Annotated in this window: 20 protein-coding genes; 17 read left to right on the plus strand and 3 right to left on the minus strand. The window is 73.2% G+C overall.

Annotated elements, in window-relative coordinates:
- Positions 1–11 precede the first annotated feature (11 nt).
- The 16 genes from ABD126_RS08920 to ABD126_RS08995 all read left to right on the plus strand — a co-directional run bounded on the left by ABD126_RS08920 (position 12) and on the right by ABD126_RS08995 (position 19,373).
- Positions 12–3,653, plus strand: coding sequence for a type I polyketide synthase (locus ABD126_RS08920; protein ID WP_343933225.1), 3,642 nt, complete (start codon positions 12–14; stop codon positions 3,651–3,653).
- On the plus strand, positions 3,643–4,962 hold the full coding sequence (locus ABD126_RS08925; RefSeq protein WP_343933226.1) for an MFS transporter: 1,320 nt from the start codon (positions 3,643–3,645) through the stop codon (positions 4,960–4,962). The genes ABD126_RS08920 and ABD126_RS08925 overlap by 11 nt, the downstream gene beginning before the upstream one ends.
- Before the next feature lie 20 nt (positions 4,963–4,982).
- Complete coding sequence (locus tag ABD126_RS08930) at positions 4,983–6,233, plus strand: cytochrome P450 family protein (RefSeq protein WP_343933227.1); 1,251 nt, start codon at positions 4,983–4,985, stop codon at positions 6,231–6,233.
- Positions 6,234–6,269: 36 nt separating this feature from the next.
- Positions 6,270–6,971 (plus strand): SDR family oxidoreductase, encoded by a 702-nt coding sequence (locus tag ABD126_RS08935; protein WP_343933228.1) that lies wholly within the window; start codon positions 6,270–6,272, stop codon positions 6,969–6,971.
- A 13-nt stretch (positions 6,972–6,984) separates the two neighbouring features.
- A complete protein-coding gene (locus tag ABD126_RS08940) occupies positions 6,985–7,677 on the plus strand; it encodes a thioesterase II family protein (protein WP_343933229.1) in 693 nt (230 codons plus the stop codon).
- A 12-nt stretch (positions 7,678–7,689) separates the two neighbouring features.
- The gene (locus ABD126_RS08945) at positions 7,690–8,514 is read left to right on the plus strand and encodes an SDR family oxidoreductase (protein WP_343933230.1); all 825 of its coding nucleotides are present in this window, start codon (positions 7,690–7,692) and stop codon (positions 8,512–8,514) included.
- A gap of 29 nt (positions 8,515–8,543) precedes the next feature.
- Positions 8,544–11,126 carry an amino acid adenylation domain-containing protein gene (locus ABD126_RS08950; RefSeq protein WP_343933231.1) on the plus strand — a complete coding sequence of 861 codons (2,583 nt, stop codon included), beginning with the start codon at positions 8,544–8,546 and terminating at the stop codon, positions 11,124–11,126.
- 88 nt (positions 11,127–11,214) lie between these two features.
- Complete coding sequence (locus tag ABD126_RS08955; RefSeq protein ID WP_343933232.1) at positions 11,215–12,375, plus strand: cytochrome P450; 1,161 nt, start codon at positions 11,215–11,217, stop codon at positions 12,373–12,375.
- 9 nt (positions 12,376–12,384) lie between these two features.
- Positions 12,385–13,440 (plus strand): sensor histidine kinase, encoded by a 1,056-nt coding sequence (locus tag ABD126_RS08960; protein ID WP_343933233.1) that lies wholly within the window; start codon positions 12,385–12,387, stop codon positions 13,438–13,440.
- Entirely contained in the window at positions 13,433–14,089 is a 657-nt protein-coding gene (locus ABD126_RS08965) for a response regulator (protein WP_343933234.1), read from the plus strand. Before ABD126_RS08960 ends, ABD126_RS08965 begins: the two co-directional genes overlap by 8 nt.
- A gap of 51 nt (positions 14,090–14,140) precedes the next feature.
- Positions 14,141–14,833 carry an ABC transporter ATP-binding protein gene (locus tag ABD126_RS08970; protein ID WP_343933235.1) on the plus strand — a complete coding sequence of 231 codons (693 nt, stop codon included), beginning with the start codon at positions 14,141–14,143 and terminating at the stop codon, positions 14,831–14,833.
- Positions 14,827–15,489 (plus strand): ABC transporter permease, encoded by a 663-nt coding sequence (locus ABD126_RS08975; protein WP_343933236.1) that lies wholly within the window; start codon positions 14,827–14,829, stop codon positions 15,487–15,489. Before ABD126_RS08970 ends, ABD126_RS08975 begins: the two co-directional genes overlap by 7 nt.
- A 126-nt stretch (positions 15,490–15,615) precedes the next feature.
- Positions 15,616–15,840: a hypothetical protein gene (locus ABD126_RS08980; protein ID WP_343933237.1), complete on the plus strand. Its 225-nt coding sequence runs from the start codon at positions 15,616–15,618 to the stop codon at positions 15,838–15,840.
- On the plus strand, positions 15,795–17,888 hold the full coding sequence (locus ABD126_RS08985; RefSeq protein ID WP_343933238.1) for an Orn/Lys/Arg family decarboxylase: 2,094 nt from the start codon (positions 15,795–15,797) through the stop codon (positions 17,886–17,888). The genes ABD126_RS08980 and ABD126_RS08985 overlap by 46 nt, the downstream gene beginning before the upstream one ends.
- 136 nt (positions 17,889–18,024) lie before the next feature.
- Positions 18,025–18,630: an ATP-binding cassette domain-containing protein gene (locus ABD126_RS08990; RefSeq protein ID WP_343933239.1), complete on the plus strand. Its 606-nt coding sequence runs from the start codon at positions 18,025–18,027 to the stop codon at positions 18,628–18,630.
- The gene (locus tag ABD126_RS08995; RefSeq protein WP_343933240.1) at positions 18,627–19,373 is read left to right on the plus strand and encodes a hypothetical protein; all 747 of its coding nucleotides are present in this window, start codon (positions 18,627–18,629) and stop codon (positions 19,371–19,373) included. Before ABD126_RS08990 ends, ABD126_RS08995 begins: the two co-directional genes overlap by 4 nt.
- 60 nt (positions 19,374–19,433) lie before the next feature.
- Here the strand turns inward: ABD126_RS08995 and ABD126_RS09000 are convergent, their stop codons facing one another.
- On the minus strand, positions 19,434–20,741 hold the full coding sequence (locus tag ABD126_RS09000; protein WP_343933241.1) for an amidase family protein: 1,308 nt from the start codon (positions 20,739–20,741) through the stop codon (positions 19,434–19,436).
- 29 nt (positions 20,742–20,770) lie between these two features.
- Entirely contained in the window at positions 20,771–21,214 is a 444-nt protein-coding gene (locus tag ABD126_RS09005) for a cupin domain-containing protein (protein WP_343933242.1), read from the minus strand.
- 133 nt (positions 21,215–21,347) lie between these two features.
- Between ABD126_RS09005 and ABD126_RS09010 the strand changes: the two genes are divergently transcribed.
- Positions 21,348–21,845 (plus strand): CAP domain-containing protein, encoded by a 498-nt coding sequence (locus ABD126_RS09010; protein ID WP_343933243.1) that lies wholly within the window; start codon positions 21,348–21,350, stop codon positions 21,843–21,845.
- A gap of 1 nt (position 21,846) precedes the next feature.
- Here ABD126_RS09010 and ABD126_RS09015 read toward each other — a convergent pair whose 3' ends face one another.
- Complete coding sequence (locus ABD126_RS09015) at positions 21,847–22,989, minus strand: hypothetical protein (RefSeq protein ID WP_343933244.1); 1,143 nt, start codon at positions 22,987–22,989, stop codon at positions 21,847–21,849.
- Positions 22,990–23,043 lie beyond the last annotated feature (54 nt).

The raw sequence follows: 23,043 nt of genomic DNA on the forward strand, positions 1-23,043 counted from the left end.
CGGGGAAACCGGTGGCACCACTGAGGATGGGGGACGAGGTGACCAACACCGAGAACGCCGTCGCGGTCGTCGGCATGGCCTGCCGGCTGCCCGGCGCGAACGACGTCGGACAGTTCTGGCAGTTGCTGCGCGACGGCGTCGAGGGCATCACCCGGTTCGACGTCGAGGACCTGGTGCGCGACAAGGGCGCCGACCCGGCGGACGTGAGACAGCCGAACTTCGTGCCCGCCAAGGGCGTCATGGCCGACTCGGCCGACTTCGACTGGTCTTTCTTCGGCTACAGCCGCGCCGAGGCCGCGGGCATCGACCCCCAGCAGCGGGTGTTCCTGCAAACGGCGATGTCCGCCCTGGACGACGCGGGCCTGGACCCGACCCGGTTCGACGGCTGGATCGGCGTGTACGCGGGCGCGGACCGCACGCACTCCGGCACCGGCGTGGAGCTGAGCCCGCTGGCCCGGCTGATCGGGCTGGAGAAGGACCACGTCGCCACCCGCGTCGCCTACAAGCTGGGGCTGCGCGGCCCGGCGGTGACCGTGCAGACGTCGTGCTCGACCTCGCTGGTCGCCATCCACATGGCGGTGCAGAGCCTGATCGCGCGCGAGTGCGACGCGGCGCTGGCCGGTGGCGTGGCCGTGTCGCCCAAGGGCGAGTGGGGTTACTGGCACGAGCCGGGCGGCCCGCTGTCCGCCGACGGGCACTGCCGCCCGTTCGACGCGAGCGCCACCGGCACCGTGCCCAGCGAGGGCGTCGGCGTGGTCGTGCTCAAGCGGCTGGAGGACGCGCTGGCCGACGGCGACCGGATCGCCGCGGTCGTGCTCGGCTCGGCGCTGAACAACGACGGCGCGGAGAAGATGGGCTACACCACCCCGTCCATCCCCGGGCAGCGCGACGTGATCCGCTACGCGCAGAAGCTCGCCGGGGTGGACGCGGCCGACATCGACTACGTCGAGGCGCACGGCACCGCCACCCCGATCGGCGACCCCGTCGAGGTGCAGGCGCTGACCGAGGCGTTCCGGCTGTCCACCGACGAGACCGGGTTCTGCCTGCTCGGCGGGGTCAAGGGCAACCTCGGGCACACCAGCGCGGCGGCCGGCGTGGCGTCGTTCATCAAGACCGTGCTGATGCTCGAACACGGGGAAGTGGTGCCCAGCCTGCACTTCGAGTCCCCGAACCCGTTGCTGGACCTGGCCGGCACGCCGTTCCGGGTGTGCACCGAGCACGGGCCGTGGCCGGACCGGGGCACGCGGATCGCGGCGGTCAGCTCGTTCGGCGTGGGCGGCACCAACGCGCACGTCGTGCTCCGGCAGGCCCCGGAGCGGCAGCCGGCGCGGCCGAAGCCGGGCGGGACGGTGCTGCCCCTGTCGGCGGCCACCCCCGAGGCCCTGGCCAGGCTCCGCGCGGACCTCGCCGAGGCCGTGCGGACCGAACCGGACCTGCACGCGGTGGCGCGGACGTTCGCCGAACGCCGGCAGCACAAACACCGCCAGGCGATCGCGGTCTACGGCCCCGCACAGGCCTCCGAAGCCCTGGCCGCCGCCGGTGATCCGGGTGAACCGAGGCCGCTGGGCAAGGTCGCGTTCCTGTTCCCCGGCCACGGCACCCTGCGCTACAACGCCGGCGCGCCCGCCTACCGGCTGCTGCCCGGGTTCCGGCGCTGGTTCGACGAGATCCGCGACGCGGTGCGGGAGCGGTGCGGGGTGGACCTGACGCCGGTCGTGGCGGCGACGGACGGCGGTCCGGAGTGGTTCGAGGAGGGCGCCAACCAGCAACTCGGCCTGTTCGCCCTGGGCTACGCGCTGGGCCGGCAGCTGATGGACTGGGGGATCACACCGGTCGGGATGTTCGGCAACAGCATCGGCGAGTTCGCGCCGGCCGCGCTGGCCGGGGTGTGGTCGCCCGGCGACGCCGCCGCGCTGGTGCACGAACGGGCGCGGGCGGTGTGGCGGGCGGCCCCGCCCGGCCGGATGGTCGCGGTCAACGGCACCGCCGAGGAGGTGCTGCGCCGGATCGGTCCGGGCAGCGCGGTCGAGGTGTCGGTGATCAGCCGCGGCGGTGTGGTGCTGTCCGGTCCGATGTCCGATGTGGATGACCTGATCGCCCGGGAAGCGTTGGCGGGACTGGATCTCCGGATGCTGGCGGTCGACCGGCCCGGACACTGCGCGGCGATGCGGCCCGCGGCGGAGATCCTGCACCGGGTGGTCGCCGGCACCGAGGCCAAGCCCGCCGTGCTGCCGCTGGTGTCCAACACCACGGGCACCTGGGCCGACCCGGACGCGGTCGCCGGCCCCGACTACTGGGCCCACCAGCTCGCCCGACCCGTCCTGCTCGACGCCGGCGTGGAGACCCTGCTGGACGCGGGCGTGGACACGTTCCTCGAACTCGGCCCCGGCGCGACCATGCTCGGCACGGTCCGGTGGAACTCCCGTTGGGACGGCACGAAGACCGGCGTGTCCCTGCTCGGCCGCGCCGAGGACGGCGAACTCGGCCTGCTGCGCGCGCTGGGCGTGTTGTGGGAGCGCGGCGTGGACGTGCTGGGCGAGACGGTGTTCGCGGGCGACAGGCCCGTGCGCCGTTCGCTGCCGCCGCACCCGTTCCTGGGCGCCGATCCCAACGCGGACCAGCCCGCCCCGGTGGTGCTCAAGGCCAAGGCGCACCCGAAGCCCGTGCTCGGCGACTCGGTGCGGCCGGTGCTGGAACGGCTGTGGACCACGGCCCTGGGCCAGCCGCCCGCCTCCGACGCCGACCACTTCTACGGGCTGGGCGGCGAGTCGCTGATCGCGTTGAACATGATGAGCCGGTTGCGCGAGGAGGCGGGGATCTCGTTGTCCCTGGCCGAGTTCTCCCGCGAACCCACGTTCGGGCGGCTGGTCGAGCTGGCCGAGCGGGACCGGCCCAAGGCCGTCGCCGCGCCGCTGCCGGTGCGGGCCGTGCGGTTGCGCGAAGGCGCCGGACGGCCGCTGTTCCTGGCCGCCGACGCGGCTGGGACCGCGCTGAGCTACCAGGCGCTGGCCGACGCGCTGGCCACCGACCGGCCGGTGTACGGGCTGGAGCCGGACGCCGGGGGGCAGCGGTCGGTGGAGAAGTCGGCGGCCCAGCACGTGGACGCGCTGCTCGCCGTGCAGCCCGAGGGCCCGTACACGCTGGGCGGCTGGTCGTTCGGCGCGGTGGTGGCGCACGAGATGGCCCGCCTCGTGGTGGCGCGCGGGTTCGAGGTGGACGTGCTGCTGTGCCTGGACGCCTTCGTGCCCGGCCGGGTCGGGGTGCCGATCGGGCTGGACCCGGAGTTCCTCTACAGCCACGTCTGGATCCAGGCGGCCGGCGCGCTGAACATCGGCGAGATCGGCCGGCAGGTGCGCCGCAACCCGGCGCTGCGCCGGCTGTTCCTGGACAAGGCGCGCGTGCTGGCCACCTACCGGCCACGCCCGGTGGACTGCCCGGCCGTGGTGTTCAAGGTGGACACCGACGCGCGCGGCGCGGCCAAGCTCACCTCCCGGCTGGCCCCGCTGTACCGCGGCGGCGTGCGCGTGCGGCCGGTGCCGGGGAACCACTGGTCGGTGTTGACCGAGCCGCACGTGCACCGGCTCGCCGAAGAACTGCTCACCACGTTGCCCGGCCAGGCGCCGGTCGAGAATGAGGTCGTGGATGTCCACTGAACCACGCGAGCTGACCGCGGACCCCGTCGAGGCGGAGCACCCCGTCGAGCCGGAGCAGCCCGTCGGGGCGAAGCGCCCCGCCGAGGCGGAACCCGAGAAGCCGTTGATCAAGAACCGGGACTTCCAGGCGCTGTGGAGCAGCGAGGCGTTCGCCGCGGTCGCGAAGGAGACCGCCGAGATCGCCTACCCGCTGCTGGTCCTGGCCACCACCGGCTCGGCGCTCTACGCGGGCATCGTCGGCTCGGCGCAGCTGATCACCGCCAGCGTCATGTCCATCCCCGGGGGCACGCTCGCCGACCGGCTGGACCGCCGGCTGCTGCTGATCGGCTGCAACCTGGTGCGGGTCGTGCTGCTGGGGCTGTTCGGCCTGCTGATCTTCACCGACAGCGCGTCCATGCCGGTGATCTTCGGCATCGCCCTGGCCTCCGCGGTGTGCTTCGGCATCTCGCAGCCCGCCGGCCTGGCCGCGATCAAGGCGCTGGTGCCCGCCTCCCAGCTCACCCAGGCCACGGCGCAGAACCAGATCCGGTACTTCGGCGCGACCATGGCCGGCCCGCCGATCGGCGGCGCGCTGTTCGGCCTGGCGCGGGCGTTCCCGTACCTGGCGTCGGCGATCGGGTTCCTCATCTCGACCGTGCTGCTGCTGTTCGTGCGCAAGCCCATGCAGGTCGACTCGGGCGAGCAGGCCAAGGAGAAGCGGGGCACCGCCGAGGGGTTCCGGTTCCTGTTCAAGCAGCCGATCCTGCGCCCGCTGATCATCTGGATCATGGGGTCGAACATGGCGTTCACCCACTCGGGCATCTTCCTGGCGCTGATCGCCACCGCCCAGACGCGCGGCGCGTCGGAGTCGTTCATCGGCGCGACGCTGGCGATGGCCGGGGTCGGCGGGCTGGTCGGCTCGCTGGTCGCGGGCTGGGTGTTCAAGAAGGTCAAGCCGTCGGTGATCGTGCTGTGCGGCGCGTGGGTCGGCCCGGTGGTGGCGGTCCTGCTGGCCGTCACGCCCGGCGTCATCCCGCTGGGGATCATCGTGACGCTGGTGTTCATCCGCGGCCCGATCGTCAGCACGCTGTTCCTGTCCTACCTCGCCGCCGTCGCACCGGACAAGGTCCAGGGCCGGGTGCTGGGCGCGGTGTTCTTCATGTCCATGAGCGCGGCCCCGCTCGGCGTGTTCGTCGTGGGGGCCGTGTTCGACCTGGCCGGCTCGACGTGGGTGTTCGTGACGATGTGCCTGATCTCGGGGGTGGCCGCGCTGCCGACCCTGTCCAAGCGCATCCGCACCCTGCCCCGCCCGGAAGCAGTGGCCGTATGACCGTCATCGGAGGAGATGCAATGAGCACCGAAGCTTCGTCCGGCGTCGACTACGAGAAGCTGCCGCCGGAGTTCTTCACCGAGCCCAACCCCAACCGGCACGCCGACAACGCCGCGCTGCGCTCGAAGTGCCCGGTGCACCAGGTCAACCACCCGGTCGGGGCCGAGGCGTACGTGGTCATGGACTACGAGACCGTGAGCAGGATGTTCTCCGACCCGCGGCTGTCCAAGAGCGTGTCGAAGGCGCCGGCGTGGTGGCAGGACCTGCTCAAGGACTCCAGCCCGATCCTGATCAGGAACATGCTCACCGCCGACGCCCCCGAGCACACCCGGCTGCGCAAGCTGGTGGCGCAGGCGTTCACCCCGCGCAAGATGCGGGAGCTGCGGCCGAAGATCCAACAGACCTGCGATGAGCTGATCGACGCGTTCGGCGAGGGCGGGGCGGACCTGTTCACCGAGTTCGCGCTGCTGCTGCCGCTGAAGGTGATCTGCGAGTTCCTCGGGGTGCCGTTCGAGGACCGCGACAAGCTGCACGAGTGGGGCCTGTACCTCAGCGGCGCGCCGTACCACACCGACGAGGAGAACGCCAAGCTCAAGTGGGCCAGCGACAGCATGGAGCGGTACCTGAGCGACCTGCTGGCCCGCCGCCGCGCCGAGGGCCTGGGCGAGGACCTGGTCAGCGTGCTGATCCGCGCGGCGGACGAGGACGGCCGGTTCACCAACGACGAGCTGGTGTCCACGCTGGTCCTGCTGATCAACGCCGGCCACAAGACGACGGCGAACCTGATCTGCAACGGCATGGAGGCGCTGTTCGCGCACCCCGACCAGCTGGAGCTGTTGAGGTCGAACCCGGACCTCGCGCCGAACGCGATCGAGGAGTTCCTGCGCTACGAGTCGCCGGTGTACCGGGGGACGCTGCGGGTGGCGGCGGAGGACATGGAGCTGCACGGGGTGCCGATCGGCAAGGAGTCGTTCGTGCACCTGATGATCAGCTCGGCCAACCGCGACCCGGAGGTCTTCGAGGACCCGGACCGGTTGGACATCCGTCGGGCGAACATCCGGCACTTCTCCTTCGGGCACGGGGCGCACTTCTGCCCGGGGTCGCCGCTGTCGCGGTTGGAGGGGGAGATCGCGTTCAACACGTTGCTGCGGCGGCTGCCGGACATCGCGCTGGGCGTGCCGCACGAGGAGGTGGCCTGGCTGTACGACAACTCCGTGGGGCGCGGGGTGACCAGCCTGCCGGTGACGTTCACGAAGAAGCTGCCAAGCTAGGCCGGTCTTGATCAGCACAACCTCTTGGAGCACCACATGACCAACACACCCGTCACCCTGATCACCGGCGGAGGCAGCGGGATCGGCGCGGCTACCGCCCGCCAACTGCTGGCCAAGGGCCAGCGGGTGGCCGTGGTCGGGCGTGGACGTGAGCGGCTCGACTCGTTCGCCAAGGAGGTCGGCGAGCCCGACGGGCTGCTGACCATCCGGGGCGACGCCGCCGACTGGGAGTTCGTGCGGGAAGCCGTCGCCACCACGGTCGAGCGGTTCGGCCGGCTGGACGCCGCGGTCGGCAACGCCGGGTGGGCCTCGCACGACGACATCGCCGAGGGCGACCCCGCCAAGTGGCGGGAGATGGTCCTCACGAACGTGCTCGGACCGGCCCTCCTGGTGCGGGCCGCGCTGCCCGCGCTCAAGGAGACCAAGGGGCGGCTCGTGCTCGTCGGCAGCGTCGCCGGGCACGTCTACGCGGCGGGCAACATCTACGGGATCACGAAGTTCGCCGTCACGGCCCTCGCGGAGAACACCCGCCGCCAGGTCACCTCCGACGGCGTCGGCGTCACGCTGATCTCGCCCGGCCGCACCGAGACCCCGTTCTGGGACGAGTTCGGGGCGCTGCCCGACGGCCTGCTCCTGTCGGCCGACCAGGTCGCCGACACCATCGTCTACGCCCTGAGCCAGCCCTCCGGCGTGGACGTCAACACCATCGTCATCCGGCCCATCGGCCAACCTGTGTGAGGGGACGCGTGAAGTGAGCATCGGACTGGTGTGCCTGCCGTTCGCCGGGGCGGGAGCCTCGTTCTTCCACCCGTGGGCGGCGCACGCGGGTGACCGGCTGGCGGTGCTGCCGCTCCAGCTGCCCGGCCGGGAGCGGCGCATCGACGCCGAGCCCCACCGGGACGCGCACGTCGCCGCGGACGAGTTGCTGCCCGACCTGGTCGATCAGCTCGACGGGCGCACGGACGTCGTCCTGTTCGGGCACAGCCTGGGCGCGGTCCTGGCCTACGAGCTGGCCCACCGGGTGGTCGCCGAGCCGGGCCTGACCCTGCGGCACCTGGTCGTCAGCGGGTCGCCCGAGCCGCACACCCAGCGGCCCCGGCGGGCCACCGGTCTGGCCGACGACGAGTTCCTGGAGCGGGTCTCGGAGTTCGCGGGCTTCACCCACGAGGCGTTGCGGGACCCGGAGATGCGCGAGCTGATCCTGCCGACCCTGCGCGCCGACGTGGAGATGCACGAGAACTACCGGCCCCGGTCGCACGACCGGCTGTCCGCGCCGATCACCGCCCTGCGGGGGTCGGAGGACACGCTGGTCACGGCGGCCGAGGCGGCGCGCTGGTCGGAGGTCGCCGGGGCCGGGTTCGAGTACGTGGAGCTGCCCGGCGGCCACATGTACCTGACCGAGTCGGCCCCGCAGTTGCTCAAGCTGATCGACACCGCGGTCTGAGGGGGGCAACCGATGCGCTTGACCGGGAAGGTCGTGGTCATCACGGGCGCGGCGCGGGGGATCGGGCGCGCGAGCGCCGTCGCCTGCGCCGCCGAGGGCGCGGACCTGGTGCTGCTGGACGTGTGCGCGGACCTGCCGGGCGTGCCGTACCCGCTGGGGTCGGCCGGCCAGTTGGAGCACACGGCCCGGCTGTGCCGGGACCGGGGCGCGTCGGTGCTCACCGCCAAGGCGGACGTGCGCGACACGGCGTCGGTGCGCGACGCGGTGGCGCTCGCGGGTGAGCGCTACGGCCGCATCGACGCCGTGGTCAACAACGCGGGCATCGCCGCGCCCTCGGGCAAGCGGGTGCACGAGATCACCGAGGACGAGTGGTCGCTCATGATCGACGTGGACCTCACGGGGGCCTGGCGGCTGATCCGCGAGGTCGGGCAGACCATGAGCGACCAGCGCTCGGGCAGCATCGTCAACATCGCCTCCACGGCGGGCCTGGTCGGCTACCGGCACTTCGCCGGGTACGTCGCCGCCAAGCACGGCCTGGTCGGCCTGACCAAGGCCGCCGCGCTGGACTACGCGCCGATGAAGGTGCGGGTCAACGCGGTGTGCCCGGGCAACGTCCGCGACACCGCCGAGGCCGAGGGGCGGATGCTGCGCGAGATCGCCCGCGCGCTGGACGTCCCGGCCGACGAGCACGTGGCGGCCTTCACCCAGTCGCAGCCGATGAACCGGCTGGTCGAGCCCGACGACGTGGCCGGGGCGGTGGTGTTCCTGGTCTCCGACGAGTCGGCCCAGGTGACCGGCTCGGTGCTGACCGTCGACGGCGGCTTCACCGCGCACTGACGCACTGACGCACTGACAAAGGGGGACAAGTGTTTTCTGCTGCCCGATGCCACGCGCTGCGCGTCCGGCTGGCCGGCCCGGTGCGGCCGGAGGTGCTGACCGCGCCGACCCGGCTGTGGGTGGAGGACGTGCCCGCCGGGTCGGCCGACCCGCTCGCGGCGCGGCGGCGCGCGGTCGAGTTGGCCCGTCCGGCGGGTGACCTGCGGTGCACGCTGCTGCGCTACCGGGACGGGGTCGCGGACCTGGTGCTGGTGGCGGACCGGGGTTTCCTGGACGCGGCCGGGTTGCGGGCCACGGTGGCGGCGCTGACCGGCGGCGCACCCGTGGAGCCGGTCCGGGGCTCGGTGGTGTCCGTCGCGGCGGCGGACCTCCCGGACTGGGCCGCCGCCGCGCGGCCGGTGGAGGCGGGGTCGGTCGAGCTGCCGGTGCTGCCGGCCGACGCCGGCACCGAGGAGACCTGGCGGACCGCGCTGGCGATCACGCTGGTGCGGTACGCGTCGGTCGACTCGCCCGGCTTCGCGGTGATCGGCACGGACGCAGGCGGGTTCCGGGTGACGCCCGGGGTGGGTGTCGAGCCGACCGACGAGCCGGCCGAGGCCGGTCTGCTCGTGTCCTTCGCAGACTTCGGTGTCGCCGAGTACCGGCCGTGCCTCGCGCCGCCGTTGCCGTTGACGTTCTCGTTGTGGCGCAGGGGTGACACGGTTCGGCTGCGCTGCGACCACCAGGCCGGGCGGCTCTCCCCGGACCAGGTCGCGCAGTTCACCCGGCACCTGGCGCACGTGCACAGCCAGGTGGTGGCCGATCCTTCGGTGGCGGCCGACGACGTCGAGCTGCTGGACGCGGGGGAGCGGGAGCGGGTCGCCGCTCTGGGGCGTCCCGCCGAGGCGTTGCGGACCACGCCGACGCGCATCGACGCGGCGTTCCGCGCGATCGCCGCCCGCACGCCGGACCGGGTGGCGGTGACGGACGGCGAGGTGTCGTTGACCTACCGGGAGCTGGACGAGCGGTCGGACGCGGTGGCCGGCGGGTTGCGGGCGTTGGGCGTGGCGGCGGGCGATCGGGTCGGGGTGTGCCTGGAGCGCACCGCCGAGCTGGTCGTGACGTTGTTGGGCGTGCTCAAGGCGGGCGCGGCGTACGTGCCCACCGATCCCGCCTACCCGGCCGAGCGGTTGGCCTACACGGCGCAGGACGCGGCGTTGAAGCTGGTGGTCACCCGGCTGGCGGAGTTCCCCGGTGCCACGGCGGTGTCGCCGGACGTCGTCGTCGGTGACTCCGTGGTGGAGTCGGGTTCGGCCGACGATCCGGCTTACGTGATCTACACGTCCGGGTCCACGGGTCGGCCCAAGGGTGTGGTGGTGCCGCACCGCAACGTCATCGCGCTGGTGGACGCGACGCGGGACGAGTACGGGCTGGGGTCGGACGACGTGTGGACGTTGTTCCACTCCAGCGCGTTCGACTTCTCGGTGTGGGAGATCTGGGGCTGCCTGCTCACCGGTGGCCGGCTGGTCGTGGTGCCCTACTTCGTCTCGCGCGAGCCGGAGCGGTTCCGGGACCTGCTGGCGGCGCAGCGGGTGACCGTGCTCAGCCAGACGCCGTCGGCGTTCGCGCAGCTGCTCGACGTCCGGCACGACGACCTGGTGGTGCGGCTGGTGGTGTTCGGCGGTGAGCCGTTGGACCAGCGGGCGCTGCTGCCGTGGTTCGACGTGCACCCCGAGTCGCGGTGCCGGGTGGTGAACATGTTCGGCATCACCGAGACCACCGTGCACGTCACCCACCAGACCGTCACCCGGGCGGACGCGCTGGCCGGCTCCCGCTCGGTCGGGCCGGCCCTGCCCGGCTGGCACCTGTACGTGGTGGACCCGCGCGGGCGGCTGCTGCCGCCGGGCGTGCCGGGCGAGATCTGGGTGGGCGGCGCCGGCGTCGCGTCGGGGTACCTGGAGCGCGACGACCTGACCGCGCAACGCTTCACCGGCGACCCGGTGCTGCCCGGACGCGTCTACCACTCCGGTGACCTGGGGCGGCTGCGGCCCGACGGCGCGCTGGAGCACCTGGGCCGGATCGACAGCCAGGTGAAGGTGCGCGGGTTCCGCATCGAGCTGGACGAGATCCGCGCGGTGCTGCTGGAGGACCCGGACGTCCGGACGGCGGCGGTGGTGGTGCGCCGCGACGACCCGGACGACGCCGCGACCGCCCGCATCGACGCGTACGTGGTGCTGGCGTCGGGCGAGGCGGCCGGCGTGCGCAAGCGCGCGGCGGACATCCTCCCGGACTACATGGTGCCCACGACCGTCACCGCGCTGGACTCCCTGCCGCTGACGACGAACGGCAAGCTGGACGCGGCGAAGCTGCCCGCGCCGACGGCGGCGGTGCGCGAGGTCGAGGCCCCGGTGGGCGACGACCTGGCGTCCCGGCTGCGCGAGGTGTGGGGTTCGGTGCTGGGCGTGCCGGTGGGGCTCGACGACGACTTCTTCGAGCTGGGCGGCAACTCGCTGTTCGCGGTCCGGATCGGGGCGCGGATGCGCGAGGGCGGCCTGCCGCCGCTGCAACTGCGCGAGCTGTACCGGCACCCGACGATCCGGTCCGTCGTGTCGGCGATGGCGGACAAGAACTGAGCGCTGGACTCCCCGCGCGCCTGAACCCGGGGTTCTTGCGTAGTTCCACGCACGAGATCCGGGGGCCGGCCGGCGCACAATGCCGATCATGGTGTTGGCGCGGTGGCACGAAGACCGGGTGTTGTGGGCGAGTCGGCCCGCGTTGTTCGCGTTGCTGCGCGGGGGAGGGGTGCTGGGGCCCGTCCGGCGGGTGCCGGGCCTGGGGTGGGTCGTGTCCGATCCCGTGCTCGCTCGGGCGGTGCTCAACGACGGGAAGCACTTCACGTTGCTGGGCGAGGGCGGCGTGGGGCACCTGTGGGCGCAGGTGCTGGGCGACTACGTCAACCGGATCTTCGACGGGCCCGGCCACGCCGACCTGCGGTCCCGGGCGCGCGACCTGTTCACCGACGCGTCCGCGCGGGAACTCGTGCGGCGCGTGTTCGACCCCGCGCTGGAGCCGGCGCTGGAACGGCTGGAGGCCGGGCGGGCGGTGGACCTGGCCCGGCTGTCGCGGGTGCTGGTCGGGCGGATGATGGGCGAGCTGCTCGGGCTGCCCGACGACGACCCGCTGGGGCTGTTCGAGACCGGCGAGCGGCTCGCGGCGCTGGCGCTGGGCAGCGCCACCTCGACCGGGTTGCCGCCCGAGGTGGTGGCGCGGGCCAAGCCCATCGTTGCCGAGCTGACCCGCAACGTGCCCGCGGCCTTCGCCTCCGCCGACCCCGGCACGCTGCTGGGGCGGTGCCGGGAGCTGGGGTTGAGCCTGGAGGAGACGTCCGGGCTGGCGGCGCTGCTGATGGTGGCCGGGACCGAGACGGCCGCCACCGCCATGACCCGGACGGTGGCGTTGCTGCACGACACGGGCGAGCAGCACCGGCTGCTGAACTCGCCCGAGCTGCTGACGGCGGCGGTGCGGGAAGGGTTGCGGGTCACCACGCCGGCACCGGTCATCGGGCGGCACGTCGCGCGCACGGTGACCGTGGGCGGCAAGCGGATGCGGGCCGGGGAACGGGTGCTGCTGCTGACCTACGTGGCCAACAACGCCGTCGGGCGGTTCTGCCTTGACCAGCCCTACGCGCCGCGGAACCGCCAGCTGTGGTTCGGCGGGGGGCGGCACCTGTGCCTCGGGGCGGCGCTCGCGCGGGCCGAGATCGCGCACCTGGTGCGGGGCGTGTTCCGGTCGGGGCGGCCGGTGGTGGTGGGGCCGCGGCGGGCGGCTCGCGGGGTGCTCATCCCGTCCTACGCGTCGCTGCCGATCCGCCTGGGTCCGTAGGGTTCGGGTGTGGATCGCCTGTACCGGTCGGTGGCCGTGGACGCCGGCGTGGCCGCGTTGTGCGTGGTGGTGTTCTGGCTGCCGCTGGGTGGCCCGGTGGAGCCGGCGCTGGTGGGGGTGCTGGTGCTGGGGGTGTTGCTGCGCTCGTGGTTCCCCGTGACGGCGTTCGGGGTCACGGCGGTCGCCACGCTCGTGGGCGCGGTGTCGGGGCTGGCGCAGGACCCGTTCATCGCGGCGGCGTGGACGCTGTACCGGGTGGCGGCGACGCGCGGCGGGCCGGTGAAGGTCGTGTCCGCGGCGCTCGGCACGGCGGTGTTCGTGCTGGTCGCGGTCGGGACGCCGGACGGCGAGGGCGTCGCGCGGTACGTGGCGGTGAGCGTGTTGGTCACCGTGGGCGCGTGGCGGCTGGGGACGGCGGTGCGGCGCGAGCGCGAGGAAGCCCTGCGGGGCGCGCGTGCCGAGCGGGAGCAGGCCGTGCTCGCCGAGCGGTTGCGGGTGGTGCGCGAGGTGCACGACGTGGTGTCGCACTCGCTGGGCACCATCGCCGTGACCGCCGGGGTGACCGCGCACGTCGCCGGGGACGACGTCGAACGGCTGCGCGACGGGCTCGTGCGGGTCGAGACGACCGGGCGGCAGGCGTTGGACGAGCTGCGGACCGTGCTGGGCGCGGTGCGGGACGGGGCGGCGCGCGAGCCCGTGCCCGGCGTGGCCGACCTCGGGGCGCTGGTGGACCGGGCTCGGGCGGCCGGGGTGGACGTGCGGGCCGAGGTCTCGGTGGGGGACCTGCCGCCGACGGTCGGGTTGGCGGTGTACCGGGTGGTGCAGGAAGGGCTGACCAACGTCGTGCGGCACGCGCCGGGGGCCCGGTGCGAGGTCGCGGTGACGCGGTCGGCCGGCGGTGTGGAGGTCGTCGTGGCCGATGACGGGCCGGGCCCGGTCGGCGGCGTGGCGGGGCAGGGGTTGATCGGGTTGCGGGAGCGGGTGGAGGCGTTGGGCGGGGTGTTCGCGGCCGGGCCGCGGGACGGGGGCGGGTTCGTCGTGCGGGCCGTGGTGGCGCATGGGTGAGCGGATCAGGGTGCTCGTCGCCGAGGACCAGGACGAGCTGCGGGACTCGCTGTGCGAGCTGGTGTCCGCCACCCCGGACATGGTGCTGGTGGGGCGGGCGCGGGACGGGCGGGAGGCGGTCGACGGCGCGCTCCGGTTGCGGCCGGACGTGGTCCTGATGGACATCCGGATGCCCGTGGTGGACGGTCTGGAGGCGACGCGGCTCATCCTCGACTCGGCGGCCGGCGCCAGGGTCGTGGTGCTCACGACCTTCGACCTCGACGAGTACGTGTACGAGGCGCTGCGGGTGGGCGCGACCGGGTTCCTGCTCAAGAACGCCGGCGTCGCCGAGATCCTGCGCGCCCTGCGGACCGTGCACCGCGGGGACGCCCTGCTCGCGCCCGAGGTGACGCGGCGGGTGGTCGCCGAGTTCGCCGCCCGCCGCACCGGGGCGCGGGCGCGGTTCGACGCGCTGACCGCGCGGGAGCGGGAGGTGGTCGCGGCGATCGTGCGCGGGCTGTCCAACGAGGAGGTCGCGGCCGAGCTGTTCCTCAGCCGGGCGACCGTGAAGACCTACCTGAGCAGGCTGTTCGACAAGCTGGAGGTGCGCGACCGGACGCAGCTGGTCGTGCTGGCCTACGAGTCGGGGTTCGTGGCCGGCCCGCGCTGAAGTCAACCTTTGGCCGATGCGCCGCCGGGAGGCCGGGGCGAGGGTGGGGGCGTGATCGAGATCGACGACCTCACCAAGCGGCACGGCCGCCGCACCGTCCTGCACGACGTCGGCTTCACCGCGCGCCCCGGCCGGGTGACCGGGTTCCTCGGGCCCAACGGCGCGGGCAAGTCCTCCACGCTGCGCGTCCTGCTCGGCCTGGACCGCGCCGACGCCGGCACCGCCCTGATCGGCGGCACCCCCTACCGGCGGCTGCGCCGGCCGCTGCACACCGTCGGGGCCGTCCTCGACGGCAGCGGCGCGCACCGGTCCCGCACCGGCCGCGCCCACCTGGCGTGGGTGGCGCGCAGCAACGGCATCCCGCGCCCGCGCGTCGCGGAGGTGCTGGAGCAGGTCGGGCTGACCGGCGCGGGCCGGGTCCGCTCCTACTCCACGGGCATGGGGCAGCGGCTGGGCATCGCGACCGCGTTGTTGGGCGACCCGGCGGTGCTCGTGCTGGACGAGCCGTTGAACGGCCTGGACCCCGAGGGCATCCGCTGGCTGCGCCGGTTCCTGCGCGCGCGGGCGGCCGAGGGGCGGACCGTGCTGCTGTCCAGCCACGTGATGGCCGAGGTCGCGGCCACCGCCGACGACCTGGTGGTGATCCACGCCGGACGGGTCGTCGCGCGCGGCACGGTGGAGCAGGTCACCGCGGGCCACGCCTCCCTGGAGGACGCGTTCTTCGCGCTGGTCGAGCCGTGCTGAACGCGGTCCGGGCCGAGGCGCTCAAGCTGGTCACCCTGCCGTCCACCCACCTGGCCGCCGGGGTCGGCGTGCTCGGCACCACCGCCGTCGCGTCGCTGAACGCGCGGGTCTCGCCGGACGCCGGGTTCACCGCCCTGCCGTTCGGGACGATCGGGGTGATCGTGCTGGGCGTCCTGATCGCCACCGGGGACGGGCCGACCGCCGTGCTGTGCGTGCCCCGGCGCGGGGTGCTGCTGGGCGCGAAGGTCGTGGTGCTCGCGGTCGTGTCGGCGGTGCTGGCCGGGGTGACCGTGCTCGCGGCGGTGCCGTTGTCCGCGCTCGGCGGGCTGGGGTGGCGGGTGGCGGGCGTGGTCGTCTACTGGGTGTGCTCGGCGTTGATCGCGTTCGCGGTGGGGGTGCTGGCGCGCAACGCGGTCGTGCCGCTGGTCCTGTTCATCGTGAACTCGGCCCTGGTGTCCGTGACGTTCCTGCTGACCAAGGTGACGCCGTTGGCCGCGTACCTGCCGGACGTGGCCGGGGCGCAGATGTTCGCGCGGGACTACCCGGCGGAGGGGATGCTGTCCCCGGTGGCCGGCGGCGTCACGATGGTGGCGTGGGCCGTCGGGCTGGTGCTGGTGGCCGGTGTGGTGTTCGCCCGGCGGGACGTCGGCGCGTGAAACGCGAGAAATCTGGGTCCGGTCACCCGGGTGGCGGCAGCGGTCACGCCATCGAGTAATCGACAGCGCGGGTCGGTGGTCCGGAGACTCGGCAGGGGGTATCCGCCCGACGGAGAAGAGTCGACGATGTCTCGCTCAACGGTGCTGGTCGCGGTGGACGGCGGTTCCGGCGGCGCGGTCGCGCTGGACCAGGTGGAGGCGCTGTGCGCCGAGCTGCGCGAGGACGGCCACGCCGTCGTCCGCGCGCACACCGCCGAGGACGCGTTGGCGTTGACGCAGAGCCGGCCCACCTGGCGGCGGCGCTGGTGTCCTGGAACCTCGACGCGCCCGAGTCGGTGCTGCGGGCGTTGATGGGCCGGTTCACCAAGCTGCCGGTGTTCCTGGTGACCACCGCGACCTCCGTGGACGACCTGCCGCTGTGGGTGTCGGAGGCGGTGTCCGGGTACGTGTGGCTGCTGGAGGACACGCCGGACTTCATCGCGGGCCGGATCGGGGTGGCCGCCGACCGGTACCTCGACGGCGTCCTGCCGCCGTTCTTCCGGGAACTGCGGCGGTTCGAGGACACGCACGAGTACTCGTGGCACACCCCGGCGCACGCGGGCGGCGTGGCGCTGCTGAAGTCGCCGGCCGGGCGGGCGTTCTTCGACTACTACGGCGAACGCCTGTTCCGGACCGACCTGTCGATCTCCGTGGCGGAGCTGGGGTCGCTGTTCGAGCACACCGGCCCGATCGGCGACGCCGAGCGCAACGCCGCGCGCGTGTTCGGCGCGGACCTGACCTACTTCGTGCTGCACGGCGACTCGACCGCCGACCGGATCGCCTGCCACTCCAGCATCGCCACCGACGAGCTGGTGCTGGTGGACCGCAACTGCCACAAGGCGGTCTACCACGGCCTGACCCTGACCGGCGGCCGGCCGGTGTACCTGGTGCCGACGCGGAACGGGTACGGGCTCATGGGGCCGATCCCGCCGGCGGCGATGCGCGCGGAGGCGGTGGCGGAGGCGGTGCGGCGCAGCCCGTTCGCGGAGGGCGCCGCCGCCGCGCGGCCGGTGTACGCCGTGATCACGAACTCGACCTACGACGGGTTGTGCTACGACGCGGTGCGGGTGGCGGAGCTGTTGGGTGCGACCGTGCCGCGCCTGCACTTGGACGAGGCCTGGTTCGCCTACGCGCGGTTCAACCCGCTCTACGCCCGGCGGTACGGCATGTCGGTCGACGCGGAGGCCCTGCCCGACGACGTGCGCCCGACGGTGTTCTCCACCCAGTCCACGCACAAGCTGCTCGCCGCGATGTCGCAGAGTTCCATGGTGCACGTCAAGAACTCGCCGCGGTCGCCGGTGGAGCACCGGCAGTTCAACGAGACGTTCATGATGCACGCGACGACGTCGCCGCTGTACCCGATGATCGCCGGCCTGGACGTCGCCGCCGCGATGATGGACGGTCCCGGTGGGCGGTGGTTGACCGACGAGGCGATCACCGAGGCGATCCGGTTCCGGCAGGCCGTGGCGCGGTTGGGCAGGCGCATCCGTGACGCCGGCGACCGTCCTGACTGGTTCTTCGGGACGTGGCAGCCCGGGGAGGTCACCGATCCGGTGACAGGGGTGGTGCACGCCTTCGCGGACGCGCCGCTGGACCTGCTGCGGACCCGTGCGGAGTGCTGGACGCTCGCGCCCGGCGCGGAGTGGCACGGGTTCGAGGGCATGGAGGACGGGTACTGCCTGCTGGACCCGGTGAAGGTGACGATCACGTGCCCGGGTGTCGATGCGCTCGGCCACGTCGGCGGTATGGGGATTCCCGCGCGGGTGCTGACGATGTACCTGGAGGCGCGCGGGATCGTGGTGGAGAAGACCGACGCGTACACGTGCCTGATCTTGTTCTCGATGGGCATCACCAAGGGCAAGTGGGGCACGCTGCTGGACGCGTTGCTGGACTTCAAGGCGCTGCACGACCGGAGCGCGGCGGTGGCGGAGGTGCTGCCGGAGCTGGTGCGGCAGTACCCGGACCGGTATGCCGGGTTGTCGTTGCCCGCGTTGTGCGAGCAGATGCACACGCAGTTGAGCAAGAGCGAGCTGACGGCGTTGCTGGACGAGGCGTTCACCCACCCGACGCCGGCGGTCGCCACTCCGGCGCAGGCCTACCAGCGGTTGATCCGGGGCGGGACGGAGTCGGTGCGGCTGGCCGAGATCGCCGGGCGCACGGTGGCGACGATGGTCGTGACGACACCGCCCGGCATCCCGGTGCTGATGCCGGGGGAGAGCGCCGGGGACGCGGAGGGGCCGGTGTTGCGGTACCTGCGGGCTCTGGAGGGGTTCGACCGGGAGTTCCCCGGGTTCCCGAGCGAGACCCACGGCGTCCACCGCGACACTTCGGGCTCCTACTGGATCTCCTGCCTGCTCTGACACCCCACACCGGCCACTTCCGACCACGCCCACACCACAGAAGCGGCTCACCCGCAAGGGGAGGATCGCTGAAAAGGGTGACGGGTGGCTTGGGCTAGCGTGGCCGAAAGAGTGCGCGTGCGGGTGGGGAGAGTCGATGTTGACCGTGACCGGGGTCCGGAAGTCCTACGGGAAGCGGTCGGTGTTGCGTGGGGTGGACCTCGCTGTCGGGCGTGGTGAGGTCGTCGGGGTGGTGGGGGAGAACGGGGCCGGCAAGACGACCCTCCTGCGGATCCTGTGTGGACAGTTGCGGGCCGACGCCGGGTCCGTCGAGCTGTCCGGGCGGCTCGGGTACTGCCCGCAGAACCCCGTCCTCAACGAGGACCTCACCGTCGACCAGCACCTCCGCTACTTCCAGATCGCCTACCGGCTGCCGCACCTGCGGCGGGCCGACGAGCTGATCGAGCAGCTCGGCTTCGGCGACTACCGGGGCGCGGCGGTCAAGGACCTGAGCGGCGGGACCCGGCAGAAGGTCAACCTGGTGCTGGCGTTGATGCACGACCCGGCCGTGGTGCTGCTGGACGAGCCCTACCAGGGGTTCGACTGGGAGACCTACCTGCGGTTCTGGGACATCGCGGCGGCGTTGCGGGAGGCGGGGCGGGCGGTGCTGGTGATCTCGCACCTCGCCTACGACAGCGTGCGGCTGGACACGACGCACCGGCTGCGCGGCGGCGTCCTGACCCACGCGGTGGCGGTCGCGTGACCTCCTACGGCGTGGCCGCCCGGTTCACCCTGCTCGTGCTGGCCCGCAACCGGTTGGCGATGGTCTTCCTGGTCGCCCTGATCCCGGTCGGCATCGCGTTGGCGCACAACGTCGTCAGCCACGACGTCCTGCCGTTCCACCACGGCAGCACGGGTTCGGTGCTGCTGGGCGGCGGCGAGAAGATCACCATGATCAGTTGCGTGCTCAACGCGTCGTGCCAGCTCGTCGGGTTCGCGATGTTCTCCTCGGCCAAGCACGCGGAGGACTTCGACCTGCGGCTCACCGCCGCCGGCTACCCGCGCGGGGCGCTGCTGCTGGCCAAGCTCACCTCGCTCACGGTCTTCGCCGCCGTGGTCGCCGCGTACGCCGCCGCGTGGATGCGCTGGTTCTGGCCGATGGAACAACCGCTGTCGATGTTCGTGGCGGTCTTCCTGGCCAACCTGGTCTACGGGGCGATGGGCCTGTTCCTGGCGCTGTTCCTGCCCGGCCGGCTGGAAGGCATGTTCACCATCATCACCATCACGATCACCGACCTGCTCCTGCAGAACCCGCTGATCAACCGGTCGCCCGACGGCGGGCTGGTGGAGGCGCTGCCCGCGTACGGCGCGATGCAGGTCGGGATCGGGGCGGGCTTCACGCAGTCGATCCCGACCTCGGCGGTCGTGGCGAGCCTGCTGTGGACGGGCTTGCTCGGAGCTGTCGCGTTCGCGGCGTTCTTCAAGCGGACCCGGGTCGCGGCCTGAGCGTCCGTTGGAACCGTGAGGAGCGGGCAGTGGGCTTCGACGTGCGCGACGGCGTGATCGTCAAGGCCGATCTTCGGCACGCGTGAGGGCGTCCTGCACGGCCTCGGCGACGCGCAGCAGGTGCAGGTCGCCGAACGGCCGTCCCTCCAGGCACACGCCCACCGGCAGGCCGTCGCGGGTGACGCCCGCCGGCACGGACACCATCGGCACACCGGCCACCGTGCCGGGACCGGTGTCGCGGGTGACGGTCGCGAACGTCGGCACGGCCCGCCCGTTGAGGGTGAGCGACTCGTCCGCGCCCAGCACCGGGGCCGGGACCGGGGTCGTCGGGCCCAGCACGACGTCCACCCGCCCGAACACGTCGAGGTAGGTCCGGCGCAGCCGCCAGCGGGCGGCGCGGGCGCGTTCGTAGGTCTCCGCCGACAGGGGGTCGGCGATCATGCCCTCGATCAGCGCCCGGACACCCGGTGAGGCGATCCGCTCCGGCCACCGCTCGGGCGGCAGCGGCACGCGGCGGGCCAGCAGGCGCGGCGCTTCGAACCGCACGATCTCCATGCCCGGACCGCCGGCGACGGCGAGGTCCTCGGCGAGGTCCACGGCCACGACGACCGCGCCGCACCGTTCGAGGACGGCCACCGCCGCCCGCACGACCCGGTCCACCTCGGGGTCCACGTCCTCGAAACGGCTGCGCGGCAAGCCGATGCGCAGGCCCTCGACCGACATCGGAGCACGGTCCGCCGACCCGGTGACGACCTCGTCCACCACCCGCACGTCCCGCACGGTCCGGGCGAGCACGCCGATCGTGTCGCGCGTGGTGGACAGGTTCACCACCCCGTCACCCGGGTACCGGCCGGTCGACGGCCGGAAGCCGACCACGCCGCAGAACGCCGCCGGGATCGTGACCGACCCGCCCGTGTCGGTGCCCAGCGCGAACGGCACCACCCCGAGCGCCACGCCCACCGCGCTGCCACCGCTGGACCCGCCGGCGGACCGGGTCGGGTCCACGGGGTTGCGCACCGGGCCGAACGCGCGGTTGTCGCTGGTGATCCCGAACGCCAGCTCGTGCAGGTTGGTCTTGCCGACGACGACCGCGCCCGCGTCCACCAGCGCGCCGACGACCGACGCGTCCACAGCGGCCGGCGAGTCGCCGAGCAGCGGGCTGCCGGCCGTCGTCGGCACGCCCCGCACGTCCACGTTGTCCTTGACGGAGAACGGGATCCCGCTCAACGGGCCGTCGCCGGCCGGGCGGTCGCGGGTGACCGTGATCCAGTCGCCGTGCGCCGACGCCTCGGCCCGGTCGAGGGCCTCCGCGCGCCGGCGGGCGCGTTCGGCCGGCGGGAACGCCCGCCAGTCGGCCAGCGAGACCACGGACCACCTCCTGTCGGCAACGTACCCGGTCAGGCCGCCGTCGTGGCGAACCCGGCGCGCAGCGCGGTCAACTCCTCGGCCGTCGGCTCGTGACCCGCGGCGACCATCCGCGACACCTCGCGGAAGTAGTCCTCGTACCCGGCCGGCGTGAGGATCATCAGGCACCGCGCGGGCTCGCTGCCCGCGTTGCGGAACCCGTGCGCGGACCCGCGCGGCACCGCCACCGCGCCGCCCGCGCCCACGACCAGGTCCGAGCCGCCCACGTCGAAGGTGATCTCGCCGTCGAGCACGACGAAGTCCTCCTCGTGCGAGTGGTGCACGTGCGGCGCGGCGCCCAGCGCGCCCGCGTCCAGCCGCATCTCCACCACCGCCAGCCGCCCGCCGGTGTCCGACCCGGACAGCGTGATCCGGTACGCGCCGCCGATGGCGGGCAGTTCCTCGACGTCCTCGGGACGCCGGACCCCCAGTGTCATGCCGCCAGCCTACGGTCCACCCCGTCGTGTTCGGTCGGCAAACCTTGAGCACCCGACCCGGTGAACGTGCCCGCGTGCCGTTCCGCCGCCGATCCGGCGGGTAACCGACCGGCACAGCGGAGGAGTGAACATCATGAAGCGCAACGGTTTCTTCGCCCGCGGCAAGGAGCGGGCAATGGTGGCCGTCGCCGCCGCGGCGGTGCTCGGCGCGGTGACGGCCCAGCAGAGCGACGCGCAGCCGGCGAACCGGGTGTCCGCCGCCGACCGGGTGGTCGAACTGGTCAACGCCGAGCGCGCCGCCGCCGGGTGCGGCGCGGTGAAGGTGGACGCGCGGGCGCAGTCCGCCGCGCAGGCCCACGCCGACGACATGGCCGCCCGCGGCTACTACGACCACGTCAGCCCCGACGGCCGCGACGTCGGCGACCGGCTGGACGCGGCCGGCTACCCGTGGCGGCGGGTCGCCGAGAACATCCACCGTGGACCGGCGTCGCCCGAGGAGGCCATGCGGGACTGGCTGCACAGCCCGGCCCACCGCGCCAACATCGTCAACTGCGAGCTGGTGGACCTGGGTGTCGGCGTGAACTCCGGCGGCACCGGGCCGTACTGGGTGCAGGTGTTCGCCACCCCGTGAGTCAGCAGACGCTCTGACTCGTGTTGACCAGGGTGTTGTCGCGGAACACGGTGTTGGCGCCGCACGGGCTCTCGCGGATCGACGAGTTCGTGACGGTCAGGTTCTGGATGAAGATGTCGGAGTTGTTCGGGAACTCCGAGCGCGCGGCCAGGCGGATCTCACCGCCGCCGTAGACCGACCCGCCCTGGGTGGCGATGGTGACGTTGTGGCAGTTCTCCACCAGGATGGCGTTGTTGCCGGTGTTGGCCAGGTCGATCCGGTCGATGGCCAGGCCGCCGCTCTCCGACACGCAGAACACGCCACGTCCGCCGCCGCGTGCCTTCACCAGCCCCACCCGGATGTTGGTGGGGTAGCTGTTGCCGACGCGGCCGTTGCGGTTGGCGACCCGGAAGGCCGCGTAACCGGTGCCGGCGCCCGCGTTCTCGGCGTCGACCGTGCCGATGGTGGCGTTGATGGTGTTGTTGAGCAGCAGGCCGGAGTCCCGGGTGTTGCGGGCGGTGACGGTGCCGATGGTCAGGCCGTCCACGCCGTAGGTCTCGACGCCGTGGGTGCCGGTCCCGGACACGTAGACGTTGTCGATGCGGATGTTGCGGCTGCGGACGCTGGTGTTGCCCAGGTTGTCGACGCGGATGCCCAGGCCCGAGGACAGGCGCAGGTCGATCTGGCCGAGCACCACGTTGGTGACGTTGCGCAGGAAGATGCCGTAGAGCGGGGTGCCGGTGAGGCGCAGGTGCTGCACCTCGACGTCGGTGGTGCCGCGCGAGTAGACCGGGGCCTGGTCGCCGGAACCCGAGCCGGTGACGTTGATGGTGCCGCACACGTCCAGCGCGGTGTGGCTGGGCAGGGAGATCCGCGCGCCGGCGCTGATCGTGCCGCCCTGCCAGACCACGACGCGTTCCTTCCACGTCCGCCCGGCGGTGAGGCTGCCGATCGCGGCCTGCACGGCCGAACGCATGTCCGACCCCGTGTAGACGACCGAGGCGCCGCGCCGGGCGGTCCACGTGCCGCCGTTGGCGTAGGCCTCGGCGTGCCAGGTGCCGGCTCCGCAGTCGGCCGTCGCCCGTGGTGGGTCGGCGGTGGCCGGTGGGGCGAGGACCAGACCGGCGCCGAGTAGTGCCGCGACCGCCCAGGTGGTGTGCCTCATCGCACGTCCTTCCGGATTGGGAGCGCTCCCAGGTCACCGTAGCGATGACCTTCG

It is taken from the genome of Saccharothrix mutabilis subsp. mutabilis (assembly GCF_039521145.1).
Taxonomy (GTDB): Bacteria; Actinomycetota; Actinomycetes; order Mycobacteriales; family Pseudonocardiaceae; genus Actinosynnema; species Actinosynnema mutabilis.